At 56.5% G+C, this 18,770-nt stretch carries 12 protein-coding genes, 3 tRNA genes and 3 rRNA genes; 13 read left to right on the top strand and 5 right to left on the bottom strand.

Features of this window, described 5'->3' with window-relative positions; translation table 11 throughout:
• Positions 1 to 218: 218 nt before the first annotated feature.
• Positions 219 to 2,825, top strand: a complete 2,607-nt coding sequence (locus V7651_RS01435) for a TonB-dependent receptor (protein WP_335611944.1) — start codon at positions 219 to 221, stop codon at positions 2,823 to 2,825.
• A 57-nt stretch (positions 2,826 to 2,882) separates the two neighbouring features.
• Here the strand turns inward: V7651_RS01435 and V7651_RS01430 are convergent, their stop codons facing one another.
• Positions 2,883 to 3,263 carry a DUF4345 family protein gene (locus tag V7651_RS01430; RefSeq protein WP_335611943.1) on the bottom strand — a complete coding sequence of 127 codons (381 nt, stop codon included), beginning with the start codon at positions 3,261 to 3,263 and terminating at the stop codon, positions 2,883 to 2,885.
• Positions 3,264 to 3,386: 123 nt separating this feature from the next.
• Here V7651_RS01430 and V7651_RS01425 point away from each other — a divergent pair, with 123 nt between their 5' ends.
• The 8 genes from V7651_RS01425 (at position 3,387) to V7651_RS01390 (ending at position 10,804) form a co-directional block, all read left to right on the top strand.
• Positions 3,387 to 4,094, top strand: a complete 708-nt coding sequence (locus V7651_RS01425) for a rhomboid family intramembrane serine protease (protein ID WP_335611942.1) — start codon at positions 3,387 to 3,389, stop codon at positions 4,092 to 4,094.
• A gap of 91 nt (positions 4,095 to 4,185) precedes the next feature.
• Entirely contained in the window at positions 4,186 to 4,620 is a 435-nt protein-coding gene (locus V7651_RS01420) for a CBS domain-containing protein (RefSeq protein ID WP_335592119.1), read from the top strand.
• Between the two features lie 788 nt (positions 4,621 to 5,408).
• A 16S ribosomal RNA gene (locus V7651_RS01415) occupies positions 5,409 to 6,863 on the top strand.
• A gap of 226 nt (positions 6,864 to 7,089) precedes the next feature.
• Positions 7,090 to 7,166: transfer RNA gene (locus tag V7651_RS01410), tRNA-Ile, on the top strand.
• 49 nt (positions 7,167 to 7,215) lie between these two features.
• Positions 7,216 to 7,291: transfer RNA gene (locus tag V7651_RS01405), tRNA-Ala, on the top strand.
• A 260-nt stretch (positions 7,292 to 7,551) separates the two neighbouring features.
• Positions 7,552 to 10,323 (top strand): 23S ribosomal RNA (locus V7651_RS01400).
• A 102-nt stretch (positions 10,324 to 10,425) separates the two neighbouring features.
• Positions 10,426 to 10,540: ribosomal RNA gene (gene rrf / locus V7651_RS01395) — 5S ribosomal RNA — on the top strand.
• The 16S, 23S and 5S rRNA genes sit together here with 3 tRNA genes alongside, the layout of an rRNA operon.
• 187 nt (positions 10,541 to 10,727) lie before the next feature.
• Positions 10,728 to 10,804: transfer RNA gene (locus V7651_RS01390), tRNA-Met, on the top strand.
• 302 nt (positions 10,805 to 11,106) lie between these two features.
• Here V7651_RS01390 and V7651_RS01385 read toward each other — a convergent pair.
• Both V7651_RS01385 and V7651_RS01380 read right to left on the bottom strand, forming a co-directional pair.
• On the bottom strand, positions 11,107 to 11,250 hold the full coding sequence (locus tag V7651_RS01385) for an entericidin A/B family lipoprotein (RefSeq protein WP_035541124.1): 144 nt from the start codon (positions 11,248 to 11,250) through the stop codon (positions 11,107 to 11,109).
• Positions 11,251 to 11,341: 91 nt separating this feature from the next.
• Positions 11,342 to 12,013 carry a TetR/AcrR family transcriptional regulator gene (locus tag V7651_RS01380; protein WP_335611941.1) on the bottom strand — a complete coding sequence of 224 codons (672 nt, stop codon included), beginning with the start codon at positions 12,011 to 12,013 and terminating at the stop codon, positions 11,342 to 11,344.
• Positions 12,014 to 12,149: 136 nt separating this feature from the next.
• Between V7651_RS01380 and V7651_RS01375 the strand changes: the two genes are divergently transcribed.
• Positions 12,150 to 13,385 carry an HlyD family secretion protein gene (locus tag V7651_RS01375; protein ID WP_335611940.1) on the top strand — a complete coding sequence of 412 codons (1,236 nt, stop codon included), beginning with the start codon at positions 12,150 to 12,152 and terminating at the stop codon, positions 13,383 to 13,385.
• A 1-nt stretch (position 13,386) separates the two neighbouring features.
• Positions 13,387 to 14,979: a DHA2 family efflux MFS transporter permease subunit gene (locus tag V7651_RS01370; protein ID WP_335611939.1), complete on the top strand. Its 1,593-nt coding sequence runs from the start codon at positions 13,387 to 13,389 to the stop codon at positions 14,977 to 14,979.
• Positions 14,980 to 15,051: 72 nt separating this feature from the next.
• Here V7651_RS01370 and V7651_RS01365 read toward each other — a convergent pair whose 3' ends face one another.
• Entirely contained in the window at positions 15,052 to 15,225 is a 174-nt protein-coding gene (locus V7651_RS01365) for a DUF1328 domain-containing protein (protein WP_035541123.1), read from the bottom strand.
• A 236-nt stretch (positions 15,226 to 15,461) separates the two neighbouring features.
• Here V7651_RS01365 and V7651_RS01360 point away from each other — a divergent pair, with 236 nt between their 5' ends.
• Both V7651_RS01360 and V7651_RS01355 read left to right on the top strand, forming a co-directional pair.
• Entirely contained in the window at positions 15,462 to 16,295 is an 834-nt protein-coding gene (locus tag V7651_RS01360) for a diacylglycerol/lipid kinase family protein (RefSeq protein ID WP_335611938.1), read from the top strand.
• Positions 16,295 to 17,077 carry a metallophosphoesterase family protein gene (locus V7651_RS01355; RefSeq protein ID WP_335611937.1) on the top strand — a complete coding sequence of 261 codons (783 nt, stop codon included), beginning with the start codon at positions 16,295 to 16,297 and terminating at the stop codon, positions 17,075 to 17,077. The genes V7651_RS01360 and V7651_RS01355 overlap by 1 nt, the downstream gene beginning before the upstream one ends.
• A gap of 12 nt (positions 17,078 to 17,089) precedes the next feature.
• Here the strand turns inward: V7651_RS01355 and V7651_RS01350 are convergent, their stop codons facing one another.
• Positions 17,090 to 18,739 carry a sensor histidine kinase gene (locus V7651_RS01350; RefSeq protein ID WP_335611936.1) on the bottom strand — a complete coding sequence of 550 codons (1,650 nt, stop codon included), beginning with the start codon at positions 18,737 to 18,739 and terminating at the stop codon, positions 17,090 to 17,092.
• Between the last annotated feature and the right edge of the window lie 31 nt (positions 18,740 to 18,770).

The raw sequence follows: 18,770 nt of genomic DNA, 5'->3' as shown, positions 1-18,770 counted from the left end.
CGAAACAGTCCTCCGCTCCGCTGAGAGGCGAGGATATGGGAGGCGGCAATTGCGTCGCGGACGGAGCGCCTGCGCACGCCAAGATGACGGAAAAGACAGAATGCACCCTTGCGCAGAATCGCGGCTCAGATACTTATTTGCTCACCGTCAAATAATCGCCGCCGCGACTTTCGCGGCTCCTCTCAGACCTTAAAATAAAATACCAGGGAGAATACCGAGTGTCCCAGACACCTTCGCGTACGCAAGTACGCCCGAATTTGAACTATCTTAAAACGGCACTGACCATGAGTGTGGGCCTTGCGGCCTTTGCGGGCCTTTCCGCGCCGGCCGTTGCCCAGGAAACAGAAAACGACTCGCCGCGCACGATGCAGACCGTGACCGTGACGTCCACAAAGCGCGAGCAGACGCTGCAGGATGTGCCCGTTGCCGTGTCGGTGGTCGACGAAAGCGTGATCGCCAAGGCGCAGATCACCGACCTTAACGACCTCCAGTCGCTGGTGCCATCGCTGAGCGTCGGCCAGCTCCAGTCTTCTTCGAACACAAACTTCGTGATCCGTGGCTTCGGCAACGGCGCCAACAATGCCGGTATCGAACCTTCGGTCGGCGTGTTCATCGATGGTGTGTACCGCTCCCGCTCGGCCTCACAGATCTCTGACCTGCCGAATATCGAGCGCGTTGAAGTGCTGCGCGGTCCGCAATCGACCCTGTTTGGCAAGAACGCATCGGCGGGTGTGATCTCTGTGGTGACCAAGAAGCCTTCGTTTGAGCCCATGGCCAGCGTTGAAGGCACTGTCAGCAATTTCAATGGCTATCGCGGCAAGGTCTATGGCACGGGTCCTATCACGGACACGCTTGCTTTCGCCCTTGGCGGCAGCTTCAGCAAACGTGATGGCTATATCGAGGATATCGGCGACGGTCCCGACACCAATGAGCGCAATCGTTATGGCATCCGTGGCGAGCTGCTGTTCGAACCGAGCGAGGACATGTCGTTCCGCCTTATCGGCGACTATGACACGATTGACGAAATCTGCTGCGGCGCCGTCAATATCGTGAACGGGCCGACAGGTGCGGTCATCAACGCACTCGGCGGCCAGGTCGTTACGGGCGACCTCTATAAGGTGGGCTACAATTTCGGCTCCACGAACAATATCGACAATGGCGGCCTGTCGCTGCAGGGCGACTTCGACCTTGGCAACATGACGCTGACCTCTATCACGGCTTACCGCCAGACGAGCGTCGAGCAGAACGCTGATTCCGACTTCACAACGGCAGACCTTCTCAGCGTCAATGCGAACCAGACTGACATCGATACATTCACGCAGGAAGTCCGGCTGACGTCCGACACGGATGGCCCGGTCGACTGGATGGTCGGCGGCTTCTACTTTGATGAGACGGTGGATATCGGCAACCAGATCTACTTTGGTGACGATTTCCGCGGCTTTGCGGATATCCTGTCCGGTGGAGCGGTCGGTCAGATTGAGGCGGCGCTCGGCCTTCCGGTCGGCCAGGTGTTCGGCCAATCAGGTCAGGGCCTGACAGAGCAGTTCGGCCAGGACAACACGGCATGGTCCATGTTCGGCACGGTTGACTGGCATGCCACGGATCGCCTGACGGCGACTGTGGGCCTCAACTATACTGAGGACAAGAAGGATGCCTTCGGTAACATCGTGGACACGGATGTCTTCTCCGGCGTCGACCTTGTCGCGCTTGGCTTTGCCCAGGCGCTTGGCAACTTTGGTGTCGATGCCACTGACCCGGCGCAAGTCGGTGCGTTCGCTGTTAATAATCCGGCGGTCTTTGCGGGTATTCAGGCGGCTGTGCAGGATCCGGATCAGAACCCGCTTCTTGCCCTTCAGGCTCTGCAATTCCTGCCGCCTTTCCTCAACTTCCCGAACGCGGTTGAGGACGGCACGTCCAAGGATGACAAGCTGACTTACACCTTGCGCCTCGCCTATGATGCGACGGACAATGTGAACCTCTATGCGTCCTACGGCACGGGCTTCAAGGCGACGTCCTGGAACCTGTCCCGCGACAGCCGCCCGTTCTCGAGCGACTTCACACCCGGCTCGCCCGTAACGAGCCCTGGCTCGTCGCCTATCCGCGATGCGGGCCTGGCAGTGAACAACCTCTCGGTGGGTACGCGTTATGCGGGGCCTGAGCTGGCCACCGTCATCGAACTGGGCGCGAAATTCGCCTACAATACGTTCGCAGTGAACCTCGCCGTGTTCGACCAGGAGATCGAGGGCTTCCAGTCCAACACATTCTCCGGGACCGGCTTCAACCTGACCAATGCCGGCAAGCAGTCGACACAGGGCCTCGAAGTTGATGCCTCTTGGAACGCGACGGACAACCTGTTGCTGACCTTTGCGGGCACGTTTCAGGATCCGGTCTATGATGACTTCACCAGTACGGGCATCAAGATCGACCCCGCTCTGCCGCTGTCGGCAACGAACGAGCTCGATCTGTCCGGCCAGAAGCCCTACGACATTCCCGAAGTGGCGACCTCGACATCGGCGACTTACAGTTTCGATGTGAACTCGCTGGCTTCGTTCGTGCGTGTTGACTGGCAGTATGAGAGCGAGACGGATTATTCCGACGATCCGACCAATCAAGCGCTCATCAATGACAAGCACAAGATCAGCACATTTAACGCGTCAGCTGGCTTTACGACTGAGAATGGCCTGGGCGTGACTGTGTGGGGACGCAACATCTTTGATGACGAGTACATCACGGTGGCGTTCCCGACGACGGCCCAGTCCGGTTCGTTTAACGGTTATCCGAGCCAGCCGCCGACATACGGCATCACGGTGCGCAAGTCCTTCTAGGTCTCGCGTCATATTATATATGGAAAGCCCCGTCGCTTGCGGCGGGGCTTTTTGCATTCAGCGACCGGCATATGCCCGCAGCGAGACCAGTGCGAGGATGAGGCCGAGCGATTCGAAAGCGATGAAGAGGTAGAAGTCGGGCGTTGGGGCAGGGCCAAGGGCCAATGCAGCGGCGCGGGCGAACACGTAACCGCCCAGATAAGTGACGAGAAACCAGAGTGCGGATCTCAACATGGACTGTCGGATGGCGCCAGCGGCCATCAACACCGCTGCGCCGAGGCTGACACCGCCGTAGACACCGCGCATCTCATAGGCGCCGTTGGGCCCGCTGACGTCCACACCGAGGCTGGTGGTCATGCCGATTGGGTCCAGCAAGGACCAGAGCCCGAAGGCGGCGAAGCTGGCGGCCATGGCCGCGAGAAAGAGGCGAATCATCATGGCCCACAATCTAGGCCGTGATTCGCCACCGGAAAGCAGAAAGCGCGCGATGCAGGCCTTGCCTGCCATTGCAGGCGCGCATGACTATATAAGGAACGAAGTGATTCCTGTGCAGGAGGCTGAATGGCCCGCAATTCCGGACGCCCGCCCATTATCAATGCTCCGCCATGGGTGACGGGGATCGCACTGGTGCTGCTGGCGGCGCATGCGATTCGCGTTTTCCTGCCATCGGCGATGCAGGATGAATTGCTGTGGGAGACCGCGCTGTTTCCGGAACGATTCTGGGGCTGGGCCGGGGCGAGCATGCCGCCCGGCGCGGCGGAACCCTATTCAAATGCGCTTACAGCGCTCGCCACCCTGCTGACCACCGGCCTTGTCCATAGTGACTGGGTCCATGTCGGGCTTAACTCGGCCATGCTGCTGGGCGTCGGCAAGCCGGTCTATGAATACCTCGAGCGGACCGGGCCGAGGGAGCGAAACCGGGCGGGATATGTCTTCCTTCTATTATTCCTTGTGAGTGTTGCTGGCGGCTCTGTCGCTCACCTTGCGGCGACTTATCCGGCCGGTCCCCCTGCGATTGGCGCTTCCGGCGGCGTCTCGGGCCTGATCGCGGCAGTCCTTTTGGCGCAGCAGGGAGCGCGGCCTCGTCTGCTATCGCGAACGTTTCTGGGCGCGAGCCTGGTCTTCCTTGTCGCCAATGTGGTGCTCGCGCTGGTCGGCCCGTCCATGATGGGCGCATCCATTGCGTGGCAGGCCCACGTTGGTGGCTATGTTGCGGGGGCGCTGATGTGCCGATTCGTTATATGGCGACGCGAGGGCCTCGCGGCCTGATTTGTCTTCCTCATCGATTCGGTGCGCCGGATATGATAGAGTGCCTCAATAAAGAAACCGGATTCACCGGTAGAGGCTTGGAGGATGCTACATGACGATTGACCAGATTCTGAATGATAAGGGCCGGGAAGTGATCTCGGTTGGCGCCGATGATACGCTTGGTGATGTCGCCAAGGTGCTCGACAAGCGCCGAATCGGTGCCGTCGTGGCGCTGGACTCCGACGATTCGATCATTGGCGTATTGTCCGAGCGCGATATTGTTCGCCAGGTTGCCCGTAACGGACAGGCCGCTTTGGACATGAAAGTGAGCGATGCGATGACTCGCGATGTCGTCACGGTGCCCTCAACGATGGCAATTGAGGTCGCCATGCAGCTCATGACAGACCGCAGAATCCGCCATTTGCCCATTCTCCGGAACGATAGACTTATCGGTTTTGTGTCGATCGGAGATCTCGTGAAGTGGAAAATCGCTGAAACCGAGGCTGAGGCCGAGGCAATGAAGTCTTATCTTTCAGCGCAGTACTGAGCCTCCTGCAACAAAACGTGCAGATTTCTGCCGAAAGGCTGTTTTCAGGGGTTGCGGCTTCAGACCATGGGGGGTATTCCCCGGCCTCCGCTGAAGACGCCCTTGGGTTTCCGAAGCGGGCCCGCAGATCGGGCTGCTAAATGAGAAAAAAACTTCTTGCTTTTTTCTTCGAATAGCGGCTATATATGCGGCTCCTTGAAATGCCTGATTTTGCAGGCCGTACCATACGGTCTACCAAGTCATTTGTGCCCAAGTCCAGCAGAACGGTGGTCAAACACTAATCTGCAGAAAGCGCAGAAAGGGTGTTGACGGGAAACGAGGCGGTCGTTAGAAGCTGCCTCTTCTTGAAATGCCTGATTTTGCAGGCCGTACCATACGGTCGACAAATTCATTTGTGCCGAAATTACAGCAGAAACGGTGGTCAAACACCAAACTGCAGAAGGCGCAAAAAAGGGTGTTGACGGGCAATGAGGTGGCCAATATAAGCCGCCTCTTCCGGACAGGGCGGCGCCCTGGATGGCCTACCGGAACTACGGTTCCAGCTGTTTGACATTGTAAGAGATTAGGAAGAGAAACGCAGGCGGCGTGACGGCTTGCGGACGAGGATTTCGGTCCTTGTCCAGACGATCACGACGGATGCGTTTCTTGAGAAAATTCTTTTTCCATCGATCAGGTTTCGGCCTGATCTTTGTGACTAAGGGTTTCTCGTCAAAGAACGCAATTACTTGATGCTTATATAGCAACAGTTGCCGTCCTTATTCCAAAGGACGGATCGTCAGATCAACACTCAACTTGAGAGTTTGATTCTGGCTCAGAACGAACGCTGGCGGCAGGCTTAACACATGCAAGTCGAACGATATAGTGGCAGACGGGTGAGTAACGCGTGGGAACGTACCTTTCACTACGGAATAGCTCTTGGAAACGAGTGGTAATACCGTATACGCCCTCCGGGGGAAAGATTTATCGGTGAAAGATCGGCCCGCGTTAGATTAGCTAGTTGGTAGGGTAATGGCCTACCAAGGCGACGATCTATAGCTGGTCTGAGAGGATGATCAGCCACACTGGGACTGAGACACGGCCCAGACTCCTACGGGAGGCAGCAGTGGGGAATCTTGCACAATGGGCGAAAGCCTGATGCAGCCATGCCGCGTGAATGATGAAGGCCTTAGGGTTGTAAAATTCTTTCGCTAGGGATGATAATGACAGTACCTAGTAAAGAAGCCCCGGCTAACTTCGTGCCAGCAGCCGCGGTAATACGAAGGGGGCTAGCGTTGTTCGGAATTACTGGGCGTAAAGCGCACGTAGGCGGACTTTTAAGTCAGGTGTGAAATCCCAGGGCTCAACCCTGGAACTGCATTTGAAACTGGAAGTCTAGAGACCAGGAGAGGTTAGCGGAATACCGAGTGTAGAGGTGAAATTCGTAGATATTCGGTGGAACACCAGTGGCGAAGGCGGCTAACTGGACTGGTACTGACGCTGAGGTGCGAAAGTGTGGGGAGCAAACAGGATTAGATACCCTGGTAGTCCACACCGTAAACGATGAGAGCTAGTTGTTGGCAGGCATGCCTGTCAGTGACGCAGCTAACGCATTAAGCTCTCCGCCTGGGGAGTACGGCCGCAAGGTTAAAACTCAAAGAAATTGACGGGGGCCCGCACAAGCGGTGGAGCATGTGGTTTAATTCGAAGCAACGCGCAGAACCTTACCTACCCTTGACATGTCCAGTATGGTTTCCAGAGATGGATTCCTTCAGTTAGGCTGGCTGGAACACAGGTGCTGCATGGCTGTCGTCAGCTCGTGTCGTGAGATGTTGGGTTAAGTCCCGCAACGAGCGCAACCCTCATCCTTAGTTGCCATCACGTTTGGGTGGGCACTCTAAGGAAACTGCCGGTGGCAAGCCGGAGGAAGGTGGGGATGACGTCAAGTCCTCATGGCCCTTACGGGTAGGGCTACACACGTGCTACAATGGCAGTGACAATGGGATAATCCCCAAAAACTGTCTCAGTTCGGATTGTCGTCTGCAACTCGACGGCATGAAGGTGGAATCGCTAGTAATCGTGGATCAGCATGCCACGGTGAATACGTTCCCGGGCCTTGTACACACCGCCCGTCACATCATGGGAATTGGTTCTACCCGAAGATCGTGTGCTAACTTCGGAGGCAGCGAGCCACGGTAGGATCAGTGACTGGGATGAAGTCGTAACAAGGTAGCCGTAGGGGAACCTGCGGCTGGATCACCTCCTTTCTAAGGATGCTTTGGATTGTCTGGTTCGCCAGGCTCTAAAGCTCTAAAGAACATCGCCTCCTTGAGAGGCAAAACATATAGCGGTCTTCACGCCGTCTTCGTTTCTCTTCCTTCGTTCGTAATTCAGGTCGCATCGTTGTGACCTGAACATTAAGCGAGCCCCGCGGGCGCTTGTTATCGCCTGTCTTCGACTTTGACTGTGTGGCTCTGATGAGTTGCTGGTCACGGGCCGGTAGCTCAGGTGGTTAGAGCGCACGCCTGATAAGCGTGAGGTCGGAAGTTCAACTCTTCCTCGGCCCACCATCGAAACCTGTTCCGGCAGGGTAGGGAGCGCGCTGCGAGTGCCCGGTTTGGGGCCTTAGCTCAGCTGGGAGAGCGCCTGATTTGCATTCAGGAGGTCAGCGGTTCGATCCCGCTAGGCTCCACCATTCGCGTATGTACGAACGAAAGAAGTTTACCGTTTCCGGGCCCGTTGGGCTTGGGATATTTGTCATTGTAAGGGAAAGATTGATCCGGCTGGCCGCCATGCCTCGTGCATGAACGTCACCAGCATCAGCCGAATAACCTGCCTCACAGCAATGTGGGATCCAGGTCAAAGGGTCAGTCTGCAAGAAACCAACATGTCTGATCGAGATCCATGTTTGTGGCAAACGCTATGCGTTTTCTACTGCACATGGGTTTCAAAAACGATCAAGCGTCAAAAGGGCATCCGGGGGATGTCTTGGCGGTAAGAGGCGATGAAAGACGTGGCACTCTGCGATAAGCACCGGGGAGGCGAGAGCACCCTTTGATCCGGTGATTTCTGAATGGGGAAACCCATCTCCGAGATGTTGGATAATTCGAGCGCTTCGGCGCTCGACCTGTCTAACATTTCACTAGTGAGATATTTTAACCTGAATACATAGGGTTAAAAAGCAAACCCAGGGAATTGAAACATCTAAGTACCTGGAGGAAAGGACATCAATTGAGACTCCGTTAGTAGTGGCGAGCGAACGCGGACCAGGCCTGGTCTGAAACAAGGCGAAGCATCTGGGAAGGTGCGCCATAGTGGGTGATAGCCCCGTAGCCGTAAAATGAAGACCTTTTAGAGTAGGGCGGGACACGTGAAATCCTGTCTGAACATGGGGGGACCACCCTCCAAGCCTAAGTACTCCTTACCGACCGATAGTGAACAAGTACCGTGAGGGAATGATGAAAAGCACCCCGATGAGGGGAGTGAAACAGATCCTGAAACCGGATGCCTACAAGCTGATGGAGCCGCAAGGTGACATCGTACCTTTTGTATAATGGGTCAGCGACTTAGTGTTGCGTGCAAGCTTAAGCCGTTAGGTGTAGGCACAGCGAAAGCGAGTCTTAATAGGGCGACTGAGTACGTAGCATTAGACCCGAAGGCAAGTGATCTAGGTATGGGCAGGCTGAAGGTGCAGTAACATGCACTGGAGGGCCGAACCGTTGAGCGTTGAAAAGCTCTCGGATGACCTGTGCCTAGGGGTGAAAGGCCAATCAAACTTGCTGATAGCTGGTTCTCCGCGAAAACTATTTAGGTAGTGCGTCACGATGAGACTCTGGGGGGTAGAGCACTGAATGGGCTAGGGGTCCTCACCGGATTACCAAACCTTCTCAAACTCCGAATACCCAGAAGTTATGCGTGGCAGACACACGGCGGGTGCTAACGTCCGTCGTGAAGAGGGAAACAACCCAGACCGCCGATTAAGGCCCCCAAGTTATAGCTAAGTGCGAAACGATGTGGAGGTGCTGAGACAATCAGGAGGTTGGCTTAGAAGCAGCCATCCTTTAAAGAAAGCGTAACAGCTCACTGATCAAGCGCCTCTGCGCGGAAAATGTATCGGGACTAAAGTTATACGCCGAAATCGCGGGCTCAGTAATGAGCGGTAGCGGAGCGTTCCGTAAGCCTGTGAAGGTGAACCGTGAGGTTTGCTGGAGGTATCGGAAGTGAGAATGCTGACATGAGTAGCGACAAAGAGGGTGAGAGACCCTCTCGCCGAAAGACCAAGGGTTCCTGCGTAAAGTTAATCTGCGCAGGGTTAGCCGGCCCCTAAGGCAAGGCCGAAAGGCGTAGTCGATGGGAACCACGTTAATATTCGTGGGCCAAGGGATGAGTGACGGATTTCGAAAGTTGTATCCTCTTATTGGATTGAGGATGCGGCCTGGAAGTCCCTGGAAATAGCCTCCCTATTAGACCGTACCCGAAACCGACACAGGTGGTCAGGTAGAGCATACCAAGGCGCTTGAGAGAACTATGTTGAAGGAACTCGGCAAATTACCTCCGTAACTTCGGGAGAAGGAGGCCTCACATTGGGCAACCAGTGCTGAGGGGCACAAAACTGGGGGTTGCGACTGTTTATCAAAAACACAGGGCTCTGCGAAGCCGTAAGGCGACGTATAGGGTCTGACGCCTGCCCGGTGCTGGAAGGTTAAAAGGAGGAGTGCAAGCTCTGAATTGAAGCCCCAGTAAACGGCGGCCGTAACTATAACGGTCCTAAGGTAGCGAAATTCCTTGTCGGGTAAGTTCCGACCTGCACGAATGGCGTAACGACTTCCCCACTGTCTCCAACATAGACTCAGCGAAATTGAATTCCCCGTGAAGATGCGGGGTACCCGCGGTCAGACGGAAAGACCCCGTGAACCTTTACTACAGCTTCACAGTGGCATTAAAGAATATATGTGTAGGATAGGTGGGAGGCTTTGAAGCATGGTCGCTAGATCGTGTGGAGCCAACCTTGAAATACCACCCTTGTCTTCTTTGATGTCTAACCGCGCCCCTGGATGGGGCCGGGACCCTGTGTGGCGGGTAGTTTGACTGGGGCGGTCGCCTCCCAAAGTGTAACGGAGGCGCGCAATGGTAGGCTCAGAGCGGTCGGACATCGCTCGTTGAGTGCAATGGCATAAGCCTGCCTGACTGTGAGATCGACGGATCGAGCAGAGTCGAAAGACGGTCATAGTGATCCGGTGGTCCCGAGTGGAAGGGCCATCGCTCAACGGATAAAAGGTACTCCGGGGATAACAGGCTGATGATGCCCAAGAGTCCATATCGACGGCATCGTTTGGCACCTCGATGTCGGCTCATCACATCCTGGGGCTGGAGCAGGTCCCAAGGGTTCGGCTGTTCGCCGATTAAAGTGGTACGTGAGCTGGGTTCAGAACGTCGCGAGACAGTTTGGTCCCTATCTGCCGTGGGTGTTGGAGACTTGAGAGGATTTGTCCCTAGTACGAGAGGACCGGGATGAACACACCTCTGGTGGACCTGTTGTGGCGCCAGCCGCATTGCAGGGTAGCTATGTGTGGACTAGATAACCGCTGAAAGCATCTAAGCGGGAAACTAACCTCAAAACTAGGTCTCCCTGAGAGCCGTGCAAGACCAGCACGTCGATAGGCTGGGTGTGGAAGTGCAGCAATGCATGGAGCTAACCAGTACTAATTGCTCGATAGGCTTGATCGTGAAACTCGTGTGTAGTTGAAAGCGCATTGCTTTTGCTCATACTTGGACCTCGAAAAGACATTTTGGTTTCATATTGCATTATACCTTGCTGATTTCCGCCGACCCGGTGGTTATGGCAGGGGGTCCCCACCCGATCCCATCTCGAACTCGGTCGTTAAGCCCCCTTGCGCTGATGGTACTACGTCTTAAGGCGTGGGAGAGTAAGTCGCTGCCGGGTCCGCAGAACTCAGTAAGTATAATGCCTCTTGCAGACACACATCTTTCCTTTACCTCGAATGGTCATCTCGCGATGACCTGCCGTGACGGACGTCCGTGTCCTACACGGGCATCTTGTCCGGCTCAGCCAGAAACGGCGGGCCGGATTTGCATTTCAGGGGCTGGTCTCCTAAATGTACAAAAGTTGACGCGGGATGGAGCAGTCCGGTAGCTCGTCAGGCTCATAACCTGAAGGTCACAGGTTCAAATCCTGTTCCCGCACCCAAATTAGCCCCTGATTTCCTAACGGAAGTCGGGGGCTTTTTGCGTTTTGCGACTTTATTTGGATGATCGACACTCCAGGGTCTTGGCGGGGGCTTAATGATAGGCGCCGTCTGCGTTAACCAAGCCATTGGAACGATCGGCGTGCCTTGGGCATAGGTCTGGTGGAAGTCTCCTCCTCTTCCACCCTTTCTTCAGTGCCGGCGCAGAATGCGTCGGCATTGTTGATTTGGGCATGGGAGATACGAAAAAGCGCGCCAACCCCGGGGGCAGCGCGCTCGTTCTGGCTCAAATAAGCCGGGCTGATTATTCAGGCTTGTTGGCGTCAGCGGTCTCTTCGATCTTGTCGCCAGCAGCTTCGATGTCCTGGCCAGCGCCTTCAACCGTGTTGCAGGCTGTGAGGAAAAGAACGAGCGCAGCGGCGCCCACGGTTTTCATTACGGTTTTCATGTTCAGGTCTCCTTGCATTTAACCCGCAAATTTATCGCGCCTTCGGATCACCTGTTCCCAAAATAAATGGTAAATCCTGACTCTTATGCGTTCAGCGTTTTGTACTGCCGGGATCCGGTTGGTAGCGGATAATACCGTGCAGGAACATATCCACGACAATGTTCACTGACGTCCTGATCTCTTCTGCATTCGGACGCACATCCTCATCCAGTAGCGCGCGTGAGACGAGGCCTGAGCGTGTCATCTCCAGGAAGAGCGTGGCCGTGCGATAGGGATCCTCAAGGCGAATCTCGCCGGCTTCCTCGCGGTCTATAAGGTAGTCGACAAGTGCCTGGCGAATTTTGTCTGGTCCTCTGCGCTGGAACTCCCTTGGAATTTCTGGGAATTTCCGGGCGAGGCCGACAATCAGACGATACATCTCCAGCGATTCCGGTTCCAGCAGCTTGCTTGTGAATTGCTCGCCGATGCGACGCAGACCCTCTTGCACGGGCGTATGGGCGGAGAGTTCGACACCCATACTTTCTGTTATCTGACGCACACGCGCATCCAGCATGGAGATGAAGAGACCCTGCTTGTCGCCGAATTGCGAATAGAGCGTTGAGAGCGATCCGCCTGCGCGCAGCACGATTTCCGACATGCTGGCCGCTTCATATCCCTGTTCCAGGAATACCTGACGCGCGGCCGCTATAAAGGCGGCGCGCCGCTTGTCGCCCCGGGTCTGAGGCTCGGCCTCCTTGATCGCTTTGTTATGAGCTGCGGACATCCCGGCCGGGCTCCTCCCTGTATGTTCTTTTTCAGAACTCTTCTTGAAACCGTAATTGACATTACACATTTCTCGGGTGTAATCAACATTACACTTGCTGACGCAGTTGTGTGCAGCAGTCTGAAGAGGTGTGCACATGGCCCTGAAGGCTTTCCCGTCCGTTCCGAAAGTAGTCGAGCCGACCAAGGAAGCGGAAGACACAGGGACTCTCGTAAACGATACGGTAGAAGCGTCGGCGCCGGCCGCTCCCGTAAATATTCGCCGCTATGTGATGTTTGCCGTCGCCGGTCTCGCAGTGCTTTTTGGGCTGTGGAAGGGCGTTGAGTGGTGGAACACTGGTCGGTTCGAAGTTCGCACCGACAATGCCTACATCCGGGCCGACATCACGACCGTTGCTTCAAAGATCCAGGGCTATGTGTCCAAGGTCGCTGTTACGGATAACCAGGTCGTCCAGGCGGGTGATCTTCTCGTTGTACTCGAGGGGGGCGACTATGATGCCCGCCTGGCCGAAGCTCAGGCCGCCCTGTCGCAGGCTGAAGCCGCTGCAGCTCAAGCGCGCGCACAAGTCGCTTCAATGCAATCGCTTGAAGCCTCCGCCGTCGCAGACATTGCTGCTCAAAAAGACCGTGTGATCGAGGCACGTGCGGCCGAGCAGTCGGCCAAAGCCAATGCCAAGATCGCCAGCGAAGATTTCGTCCGATACACCGAACTTACAGAGAAGGGACATTACCCGGCGGCTCAACTCGACACGGCACACGCAAAGGCAGATGCGGCGAAGGCCAATGCCGACCAGGCAGCCGCCGCCATCACCACACAGAAAAGCCAGCTCAGTGTCGCTCAGGCAGGACTCGGGCGGGCTCGGCAGGACATTACGGCAGCCGAGGCAGCCGTGGCCGGCGCTGACGCACAAGTCGAAGCCGCACGCGCACGGGTGCAGGCCGCGCAGCTCGATGCGGGTCGCGCTGAGATTCGCGCACCAATTTCGGGTGTCGTAGCCAATCGCGTTGTTTCTGAAGGGCAATTACTCAGCCCCGGTCAGCAGGCCCTTTCAATAGTGCCTGTCGATCAGGCCTATGTTGTTGCCAATTTCAAAGAGACCCAGGTTGAGAATATGCGGCCTGGCCAGAAGGTGGAGCTGCACGTCGACGCGTACCCCGATCTCAAGGTGGAGGGCACTGTCCAGTCGCTGGCACCGGCGTCCGGTGCCCAGTTCAGTCTCATCCCGCAAGATACGGCGACCGGTAACTTCACCAAGATTGTCCAGCGCGTTCCTGTGCGTCTTGCGATTTCGAAAGAGGCGCTCGATACCGGATTGATGCGGCCGGGCCTGTCGGTCGAGGCGGTGGTCAACGTCAAACCTTCAAAGTCGTGAGATGAGCACGTCGTCAACGACGCATCCTGAAAACGCCCAGGCCGTGGCCGAGGGTGAGAAGATCCCGATTACGCTCCATATCGGCTTTCTGGCGATGATAATCGGCATGTTCATGTCGATTTTGGACGTGCAGATTGTTGCCAGCTCCATCCGCCAGATTCAGGCCGGCGTATCGGCCAGTGGCGACGAAATTGCCTGGGTGCAGACCGGTTACCTGATTGCAGAAGTTGTCGGCATTCCCCTGTCCGGCTTTCTCAACCGAGTGTTCGGTTTGCGCCGCCTGTTCATGATGTCGGCGGCGGCCTTTACGGTCTCCAGTGTTCTTTGCGCCATGTCATGGGATCTGGATTCCCTTATCTTTTTCCGCTGCGTGCAGGGTTTTGTCGGTGCGGCCATGGTGCCGTCCACAATGGCGGCCGCGTTCACCCTGTTCCCAGGCGGACGCTCGATGACGCAGCAGGTCATGATCGGCATGGTCGCCACGCTCGCCCCCTCGATCGGGCCAACGCTGGGTGGCTGGGTTACGGAACATATGAGCTGGCATTGGTTGTTCCTGCTTAATGTCATACCGGGCGTTGCGGCAGTTGTTCTCGTGTGGATGTACGTGCCGCGCCAGAAGGGCGAGACGCATTTGCTGCGCCGCGTCGATATCATCGGTCTCGCAGCCATGGCGCTCATGCTTGGTTCGTTTGAATGGGTTGTGGAAGAAGGCCCGGCGGAGGGCTGGACCCAGAGCAGCATGATTATCCGCTGGATGTTCTATTGCACCGTCGCGACCGTCATCTTCTTCTACCGCTCAACCCGATCCGCATATCCGATTGTTGACCTATCGGTGTTCAAGGACCGAAACTTTGCATCCGGCGCCATAGTCGGCGCGGTTGTCGGGTTCGTTCTATATGGCTCGGTTTACGCGCTGCCGCTTTTCCTGGGGCAGGTGCAAGGCTATTCAGCCCTTCAGATCGGTCAGATCATGAGCGTATCTGGTGTTGCAATGTTCATTGGTGGCCCGATTGGAGGCGCCCTGACGCGGCGTTTCGATCCGCGTCTTGTACTCGGCAGCGGGCTCATTCTCGTGACGGTTGGCGTTATGGGGAATGCGCACATGACGCATGAATCCAGTTTCAATGAACTGTTCTGGCCACAAGCCATACGCGGTATCGGACTGATCCTCACCATGGTGCCGACCACCAACCTGGCGCTTGGCACCTTGCCGCCACCACGCGTGGCGAATGCGTCCGGTCTGTTTACTGTATGTCGAAATCTTGGCGGCGCCGTGGGCATCGCGTTCCTGAATACGCTTATGCTGCATTACAATTCGCTGCATAAACAGGAATTGTCGGCGGGCATGAGCATGGCGCGGCCCGAAGTCCAGGCATGGCTATCACAGGCGTCCAGCCGACTTCAGGCGGCCGGCGTTCCCGACCCTGATGCGTCGGCGATGATGCAGTTGGGGCAAAGGGTGCAGATGGAAGCGCTGGTCATGACCTACAATAATCTGTTCATGGCGATGGCCATGGCATCGGCCGCTGCGTTTCTGGTTGTCTTCATCTTGCAGAAGCCGAATCCCGCTGCGGGGCCTGTTGCAGCGCATTAATAGCACGCAGAGAAAAGGGCGCCGAGTTACCAGCGCCCTTTGTCTTTATGAATTTTATCATCCAGCTTCTGTCTAGACGACGTTCTTGCCTTGAACGGCCCGGACAACGAATGTCAGGACGAGCAGCGCGAGGAATACGAAGAAAAGGATCTGCGCGATACCTGCCGAAGCGCCTGCGAGACCGCCAAAGCCCAGAGCGGCAGCGACGATGGCGAAGATGAAAAATGCGAGTGCCCAACCGAGCATGATAAGTCTCCTTGTAAATGTTAGCCGGCTTGATGCGCCGTTACATTACCAACTCGGAGGGGGCAGAGGCGGTTCCGGAAATTAACTTTGGAACTTTTTCAAGTCGTTCTGCGTTTTATGAACAGCACCTGATGCGTCTCGCGACTGGCTGGCAGGATTTGCAGCGGCATCTCAAGTCAGCATCAGGATTAACACGACACATGATCACTCGGGGGCCTTGCTTGAAGCTGTGCGCATTGATTAATCCAGACTCTGGATCCACGCCTAAAAATTCCGAAGACGCGCTGCTCGCAGAACTTGAAGCCATGGGGCTCACCGCACAGGTGATGCCCGCTGTTGGCGGAGAGATCGTATCTGCTGTGTCTCAAGCGCTCGCCACAAAACCTGACGCCTTGATTGTGTGGGGCGGCGACGGATCCGTCGCGTGTGCCCTTTCAGCGAGCGGTGTCGCCGGTCCGCCTGTCTTGGCCTTACCGGGTGGGACGATGAACCTGGTTCACAAGCGTCTCCATGGCGAGCTCACAGACTGGAAGGAAATCCTGCGTCGCGCGTTACCGTCCGAGGCGGAGCCTTTTGCGGCTGGCTGTGTCGACAAGCACCTCTTCTTTGTCGCGGCCATGATGGGGCAGGTGACCACACTCGCTGAATCACGAGAGGCCGCACGGCATGGCCAGATCATCAAGGCAGCGGAATTGGCAGTTCAGTCGGGTGCCATGAATATCGAACGCAGGTTGCGGCTTGAAGCCGTCCACGCAGACGGCAACCAGAGGCTAGACGCCGTGGCAGCGGCCGTCGTGATTGGCGATGGCCCGATCCCAAAGTTGGAAGTAGCCGCCATTGATCCGCGATCGACGTTTGATTGGGTAACGATCGCCGTCGATGCCCTCGTGCATGGATGGCGCGACGCGGAGTCGATCGAAATGGACGAGACGCGTACAGTTACGATTACTGATATTGAGGGCCTCGAGTTTCCAGCCACCATCGATGGCGAGACGGTCAGCATGCCCAGCGGCACGACCATCAGTCTGAAACGCCATGCTGCCAATGTTCTACGCGCCAGGCTTGGCTGATGCGGATAGTGCAACTCGCAGACCTGCACTTCGGCGCGGAAGACCCTCGCGCCATTGAGGCTGCGACAGATTCAGTCAGCCAGCTAGATCCGGATGTGGTGGTGGTCAGCGGAGACATGACCCAGCGCGGCAAGCACCGCGAGTTTGACATGGCGCGCAAGTGGATTGACGAGCTGAACCGGCCTTGTCTCATCGTACCGGGAAACCACGACACGCCGCTGTTTAACTTGGTGTCACGCGCCAGTAGTCCATTCCAGCGCCACGATCATTACTTCGACTCCTATGCCGACATGCTGCGGGTGGATGATGTCCGCATCGACGGGCTGAATACAGCGCGCGGTTGGCAGGCCCGCTCAAATTGGGCTGAAGGCTCCGTGCGCCTGCGTCATCTGGCGAATATTTTGAACCGTGATGTTGATCCCGATGTCGTGCGCCTTCTGGCGTGCCACCATCCGTTCCGGTCTCCCAAGGATGCGCCCTTGAGGACTCGTACACGTCGGGGGAGCGCCGCCAGCGAGATGATGGCCGAAAGTCATGTGTCGATCTTGCTGACTGGGCATGTGCACACGCCCCATGCCGAGATCATTGAGGAGCGCAATGGCCGCTATCTTGCCATCTCTGCCGGCACGCTTTCGACACGCCTGCGCAATGCCCCGCCCGCGTTCAACAGTCTCGATATTACAACAACGACCGTTTCGGTGACGACGCATGACTTCAAAGGTTCAGCATTCGAGCCATCCTCACTGGGCAGCTGGAAAGTCGCTTATCTCAAGCAATCATAAGCTGTCGCTCGGTCAGGAACCGTCCGGCATGTGAAGCTTCAGCTGGCAGCCGACACCGGGGCTTGCCTCCACTTCCAGTGTCGCGGCGAGCTGGCGCGAAAAAGCGCTCATCAATTTGGTGCCGAGGCCGCGTCCGTTTTCCTGATCGGATGGCGCGGAGGGGTCATACCCGCGGCCATTATCGGAAATTTTCAGCGTCGTTCCCGTCTCGTCGACAGAGAGGGATACGGTAATCACGCCACCTTCTGGTCCAAACGCATATTTCATCGCATTTGTGATGGCTTCGACAATGAAGAGGGCCATCGGTATGGCGTCATCTGCTGGCCGCATGACGTCTTCATAGTCCTGGACAATCTCGACGCCGGATTCCTCCATGCCGAGCGCTTCTGACAGGTGAGACACGAGGCCTGTCAGGAAAGGCTTCAGATGGACCTGCTCCAGACGCTCATTCTGATAAAGGGTCTGGTGCACAATCGCGAGCGCATCGATGCGGTGCCGGGCAGCAGAAATGGCTGCTTTCGCTTCTGGGTCGCGCAACTGTCGGCCTTGGAGATTGAGGAAGCTTGTAACGATCTGGAGATTGTTTTTGACCCTGTGGTGGATCTCCCGCACGGCCGCATCGCGGCTTGCGATGGCCATCTTCAGATCCTGGTCGCGTTCACCGATATCTTTGGCCATGACGTCCATGGCGCGGGCGAGCCTTGAAATTTCGTCAGGCGCCTTGTCGAACGTCTGGCCGGCTTTGAACTGGTAGCGACCCGCCCCGTAAACGCGGACGGTTCGCGTGAGCCGCGACAGCCACCGTAGCACGAGCGAGTCGATCGCAAGCCAGACCGCGAGCAAGGCTACACTGAAAGCAATAAGCGGCAGGCCGATGGATGTCAGGGGGCGCAGCGTGAAATCGCTCCAAAAACCCGGAGATTCCCGCGATATGGCAGCGAATACATTGCCAGGCCCCAGAGGCTTTATGACGACATCCAGTGGTTTGGCGCCCTTGTCCTTCAGTACGAAAAGGGCCGGGGTTTGCTCCTTTGAGACAGTCGCCACCCAATCTGGATTGAGCTTGGCGAAGCGGCTGCTCCCAAAAGCTTCGCCACGATCGTCCACGACGGCGACTTCAATACCAGTTGGCGGGCCAGCTTCATGAGCAAGGGCTGCGAGTTGCGCCGTGTGCAATTCAAAGCCGACCGATCCAACAAATGTGCCTTCATCGTCATCAAGGCGCAGGAGGATTGAGAACAACCAGTCACTGTCCCGGTTGCTGTAATACGTGTCGCTGCGAACGAGTTTTTCGCCGCGTTTCAGCCGTTCATTGTTTTCAGGATCAGGTAAAGTCCATCCTGCGTCTGACGGGGCCGAACAGGTCGCAACGCCCTCCGTGTCGAAATGGGCGACATTTGCCAGTGGGGCGATTATCTCTGACAGATTATTGTAAACTTTCGTGCATCTTCCTCGCGCCAAGTCGTCGCGATTTAGAGTCAGCAAAAGCGCTGCCTGATCTATGGATTTCTCAACACTGTCCAACGCGTCGTCTGACAGAAGAAGAAGATCTACCCGGCGCTCGTCGAGTCCCTTCGCTGCGTCGAGATAAGCCGAAAAAACTGAAAGCAGCAGAATAGGCATCAGGGCCGCCACCAGCGTCATGACGAGACGCTTGCGCAACGATCCTGATTTCCTATTGGATTCCGTGTCT

This window comes from Hyphomonas oceanitis, assembly GCF_036964545.1.
Lineage (GTDB): Bacteria > Pseudomonadota > Alphaproteobacteria > Caulobacterales > Hyphomonadaceae > Hyphomonas > Hyphomonas oceanitis.
Note: the sequence above shows the minus strand (reverse complement) of the source record. Positions and strands in the feature narration are given on the sequence as shown.

Coding starts and splice junctions, on each gene's coding strand:
- V7651_RS01430 (WP_335611943.1), bottom strand. CDS start 3,263: ATGATGATTCGCCTCTTTCTCGCGGCCATGGCCGCCAGCTTCGCCGCC.
- V7651_RS01425 (WP_335611942.1), top strand. CDS start 3,387: ATGGCCCGCAATTCCGGACGCCCGCCCATTATCAATGCTCCGCCATGG.
- V7651_RS01420 (WP_335592119.1), top strand. CDS start 4,186: ATGACGATTGACCAGATTCTGAATGATAAGGGCCGGGAAGTGATCTCG.
- V7651_RS01385 (WP_035541124.1), bottom strand. CDS start 11,250: ATGAAAACCGTAATGAAAACCGTGGGCGCCGCTGCGCTCGTTCTTTTC.
- V7651_RS01380 (WP_335611941.1), bottom strand. CDS start 12,013: ATGTCCGCAGCTCATAACAAAGCGATCAAGGAGGCCGAGCCTCAGACC.
- V7651_RS01375 (WP_335611940.1), top strand. CDS start 12,150: ATGGCCCTGAAGGCTTTCCCGTCCGTTCCGAAAGTAGTCGAGCCGACC.
- V7651_RS01370 (WP_335611939.1), top strand. CDS start 13,387: ATGAGCACGTCGTCAACGACGCATCCTGAAAACGCCCAGGCCGTGGCC.
- V7651_RS01365 (WP_035541123.1), bottom strand. CDS start 15,225: ATGCTCGGTTGGGCACTCGCATTTTTCATCTTCGCCATCGTCGCTGCC.
- V7651_RS01355 (WP_335611937.1), top strand. CDS start 16,295: ATGCGGATAGTGCAACTCGCAGACCTGCACTTCGGCGCGGAAGACCCT.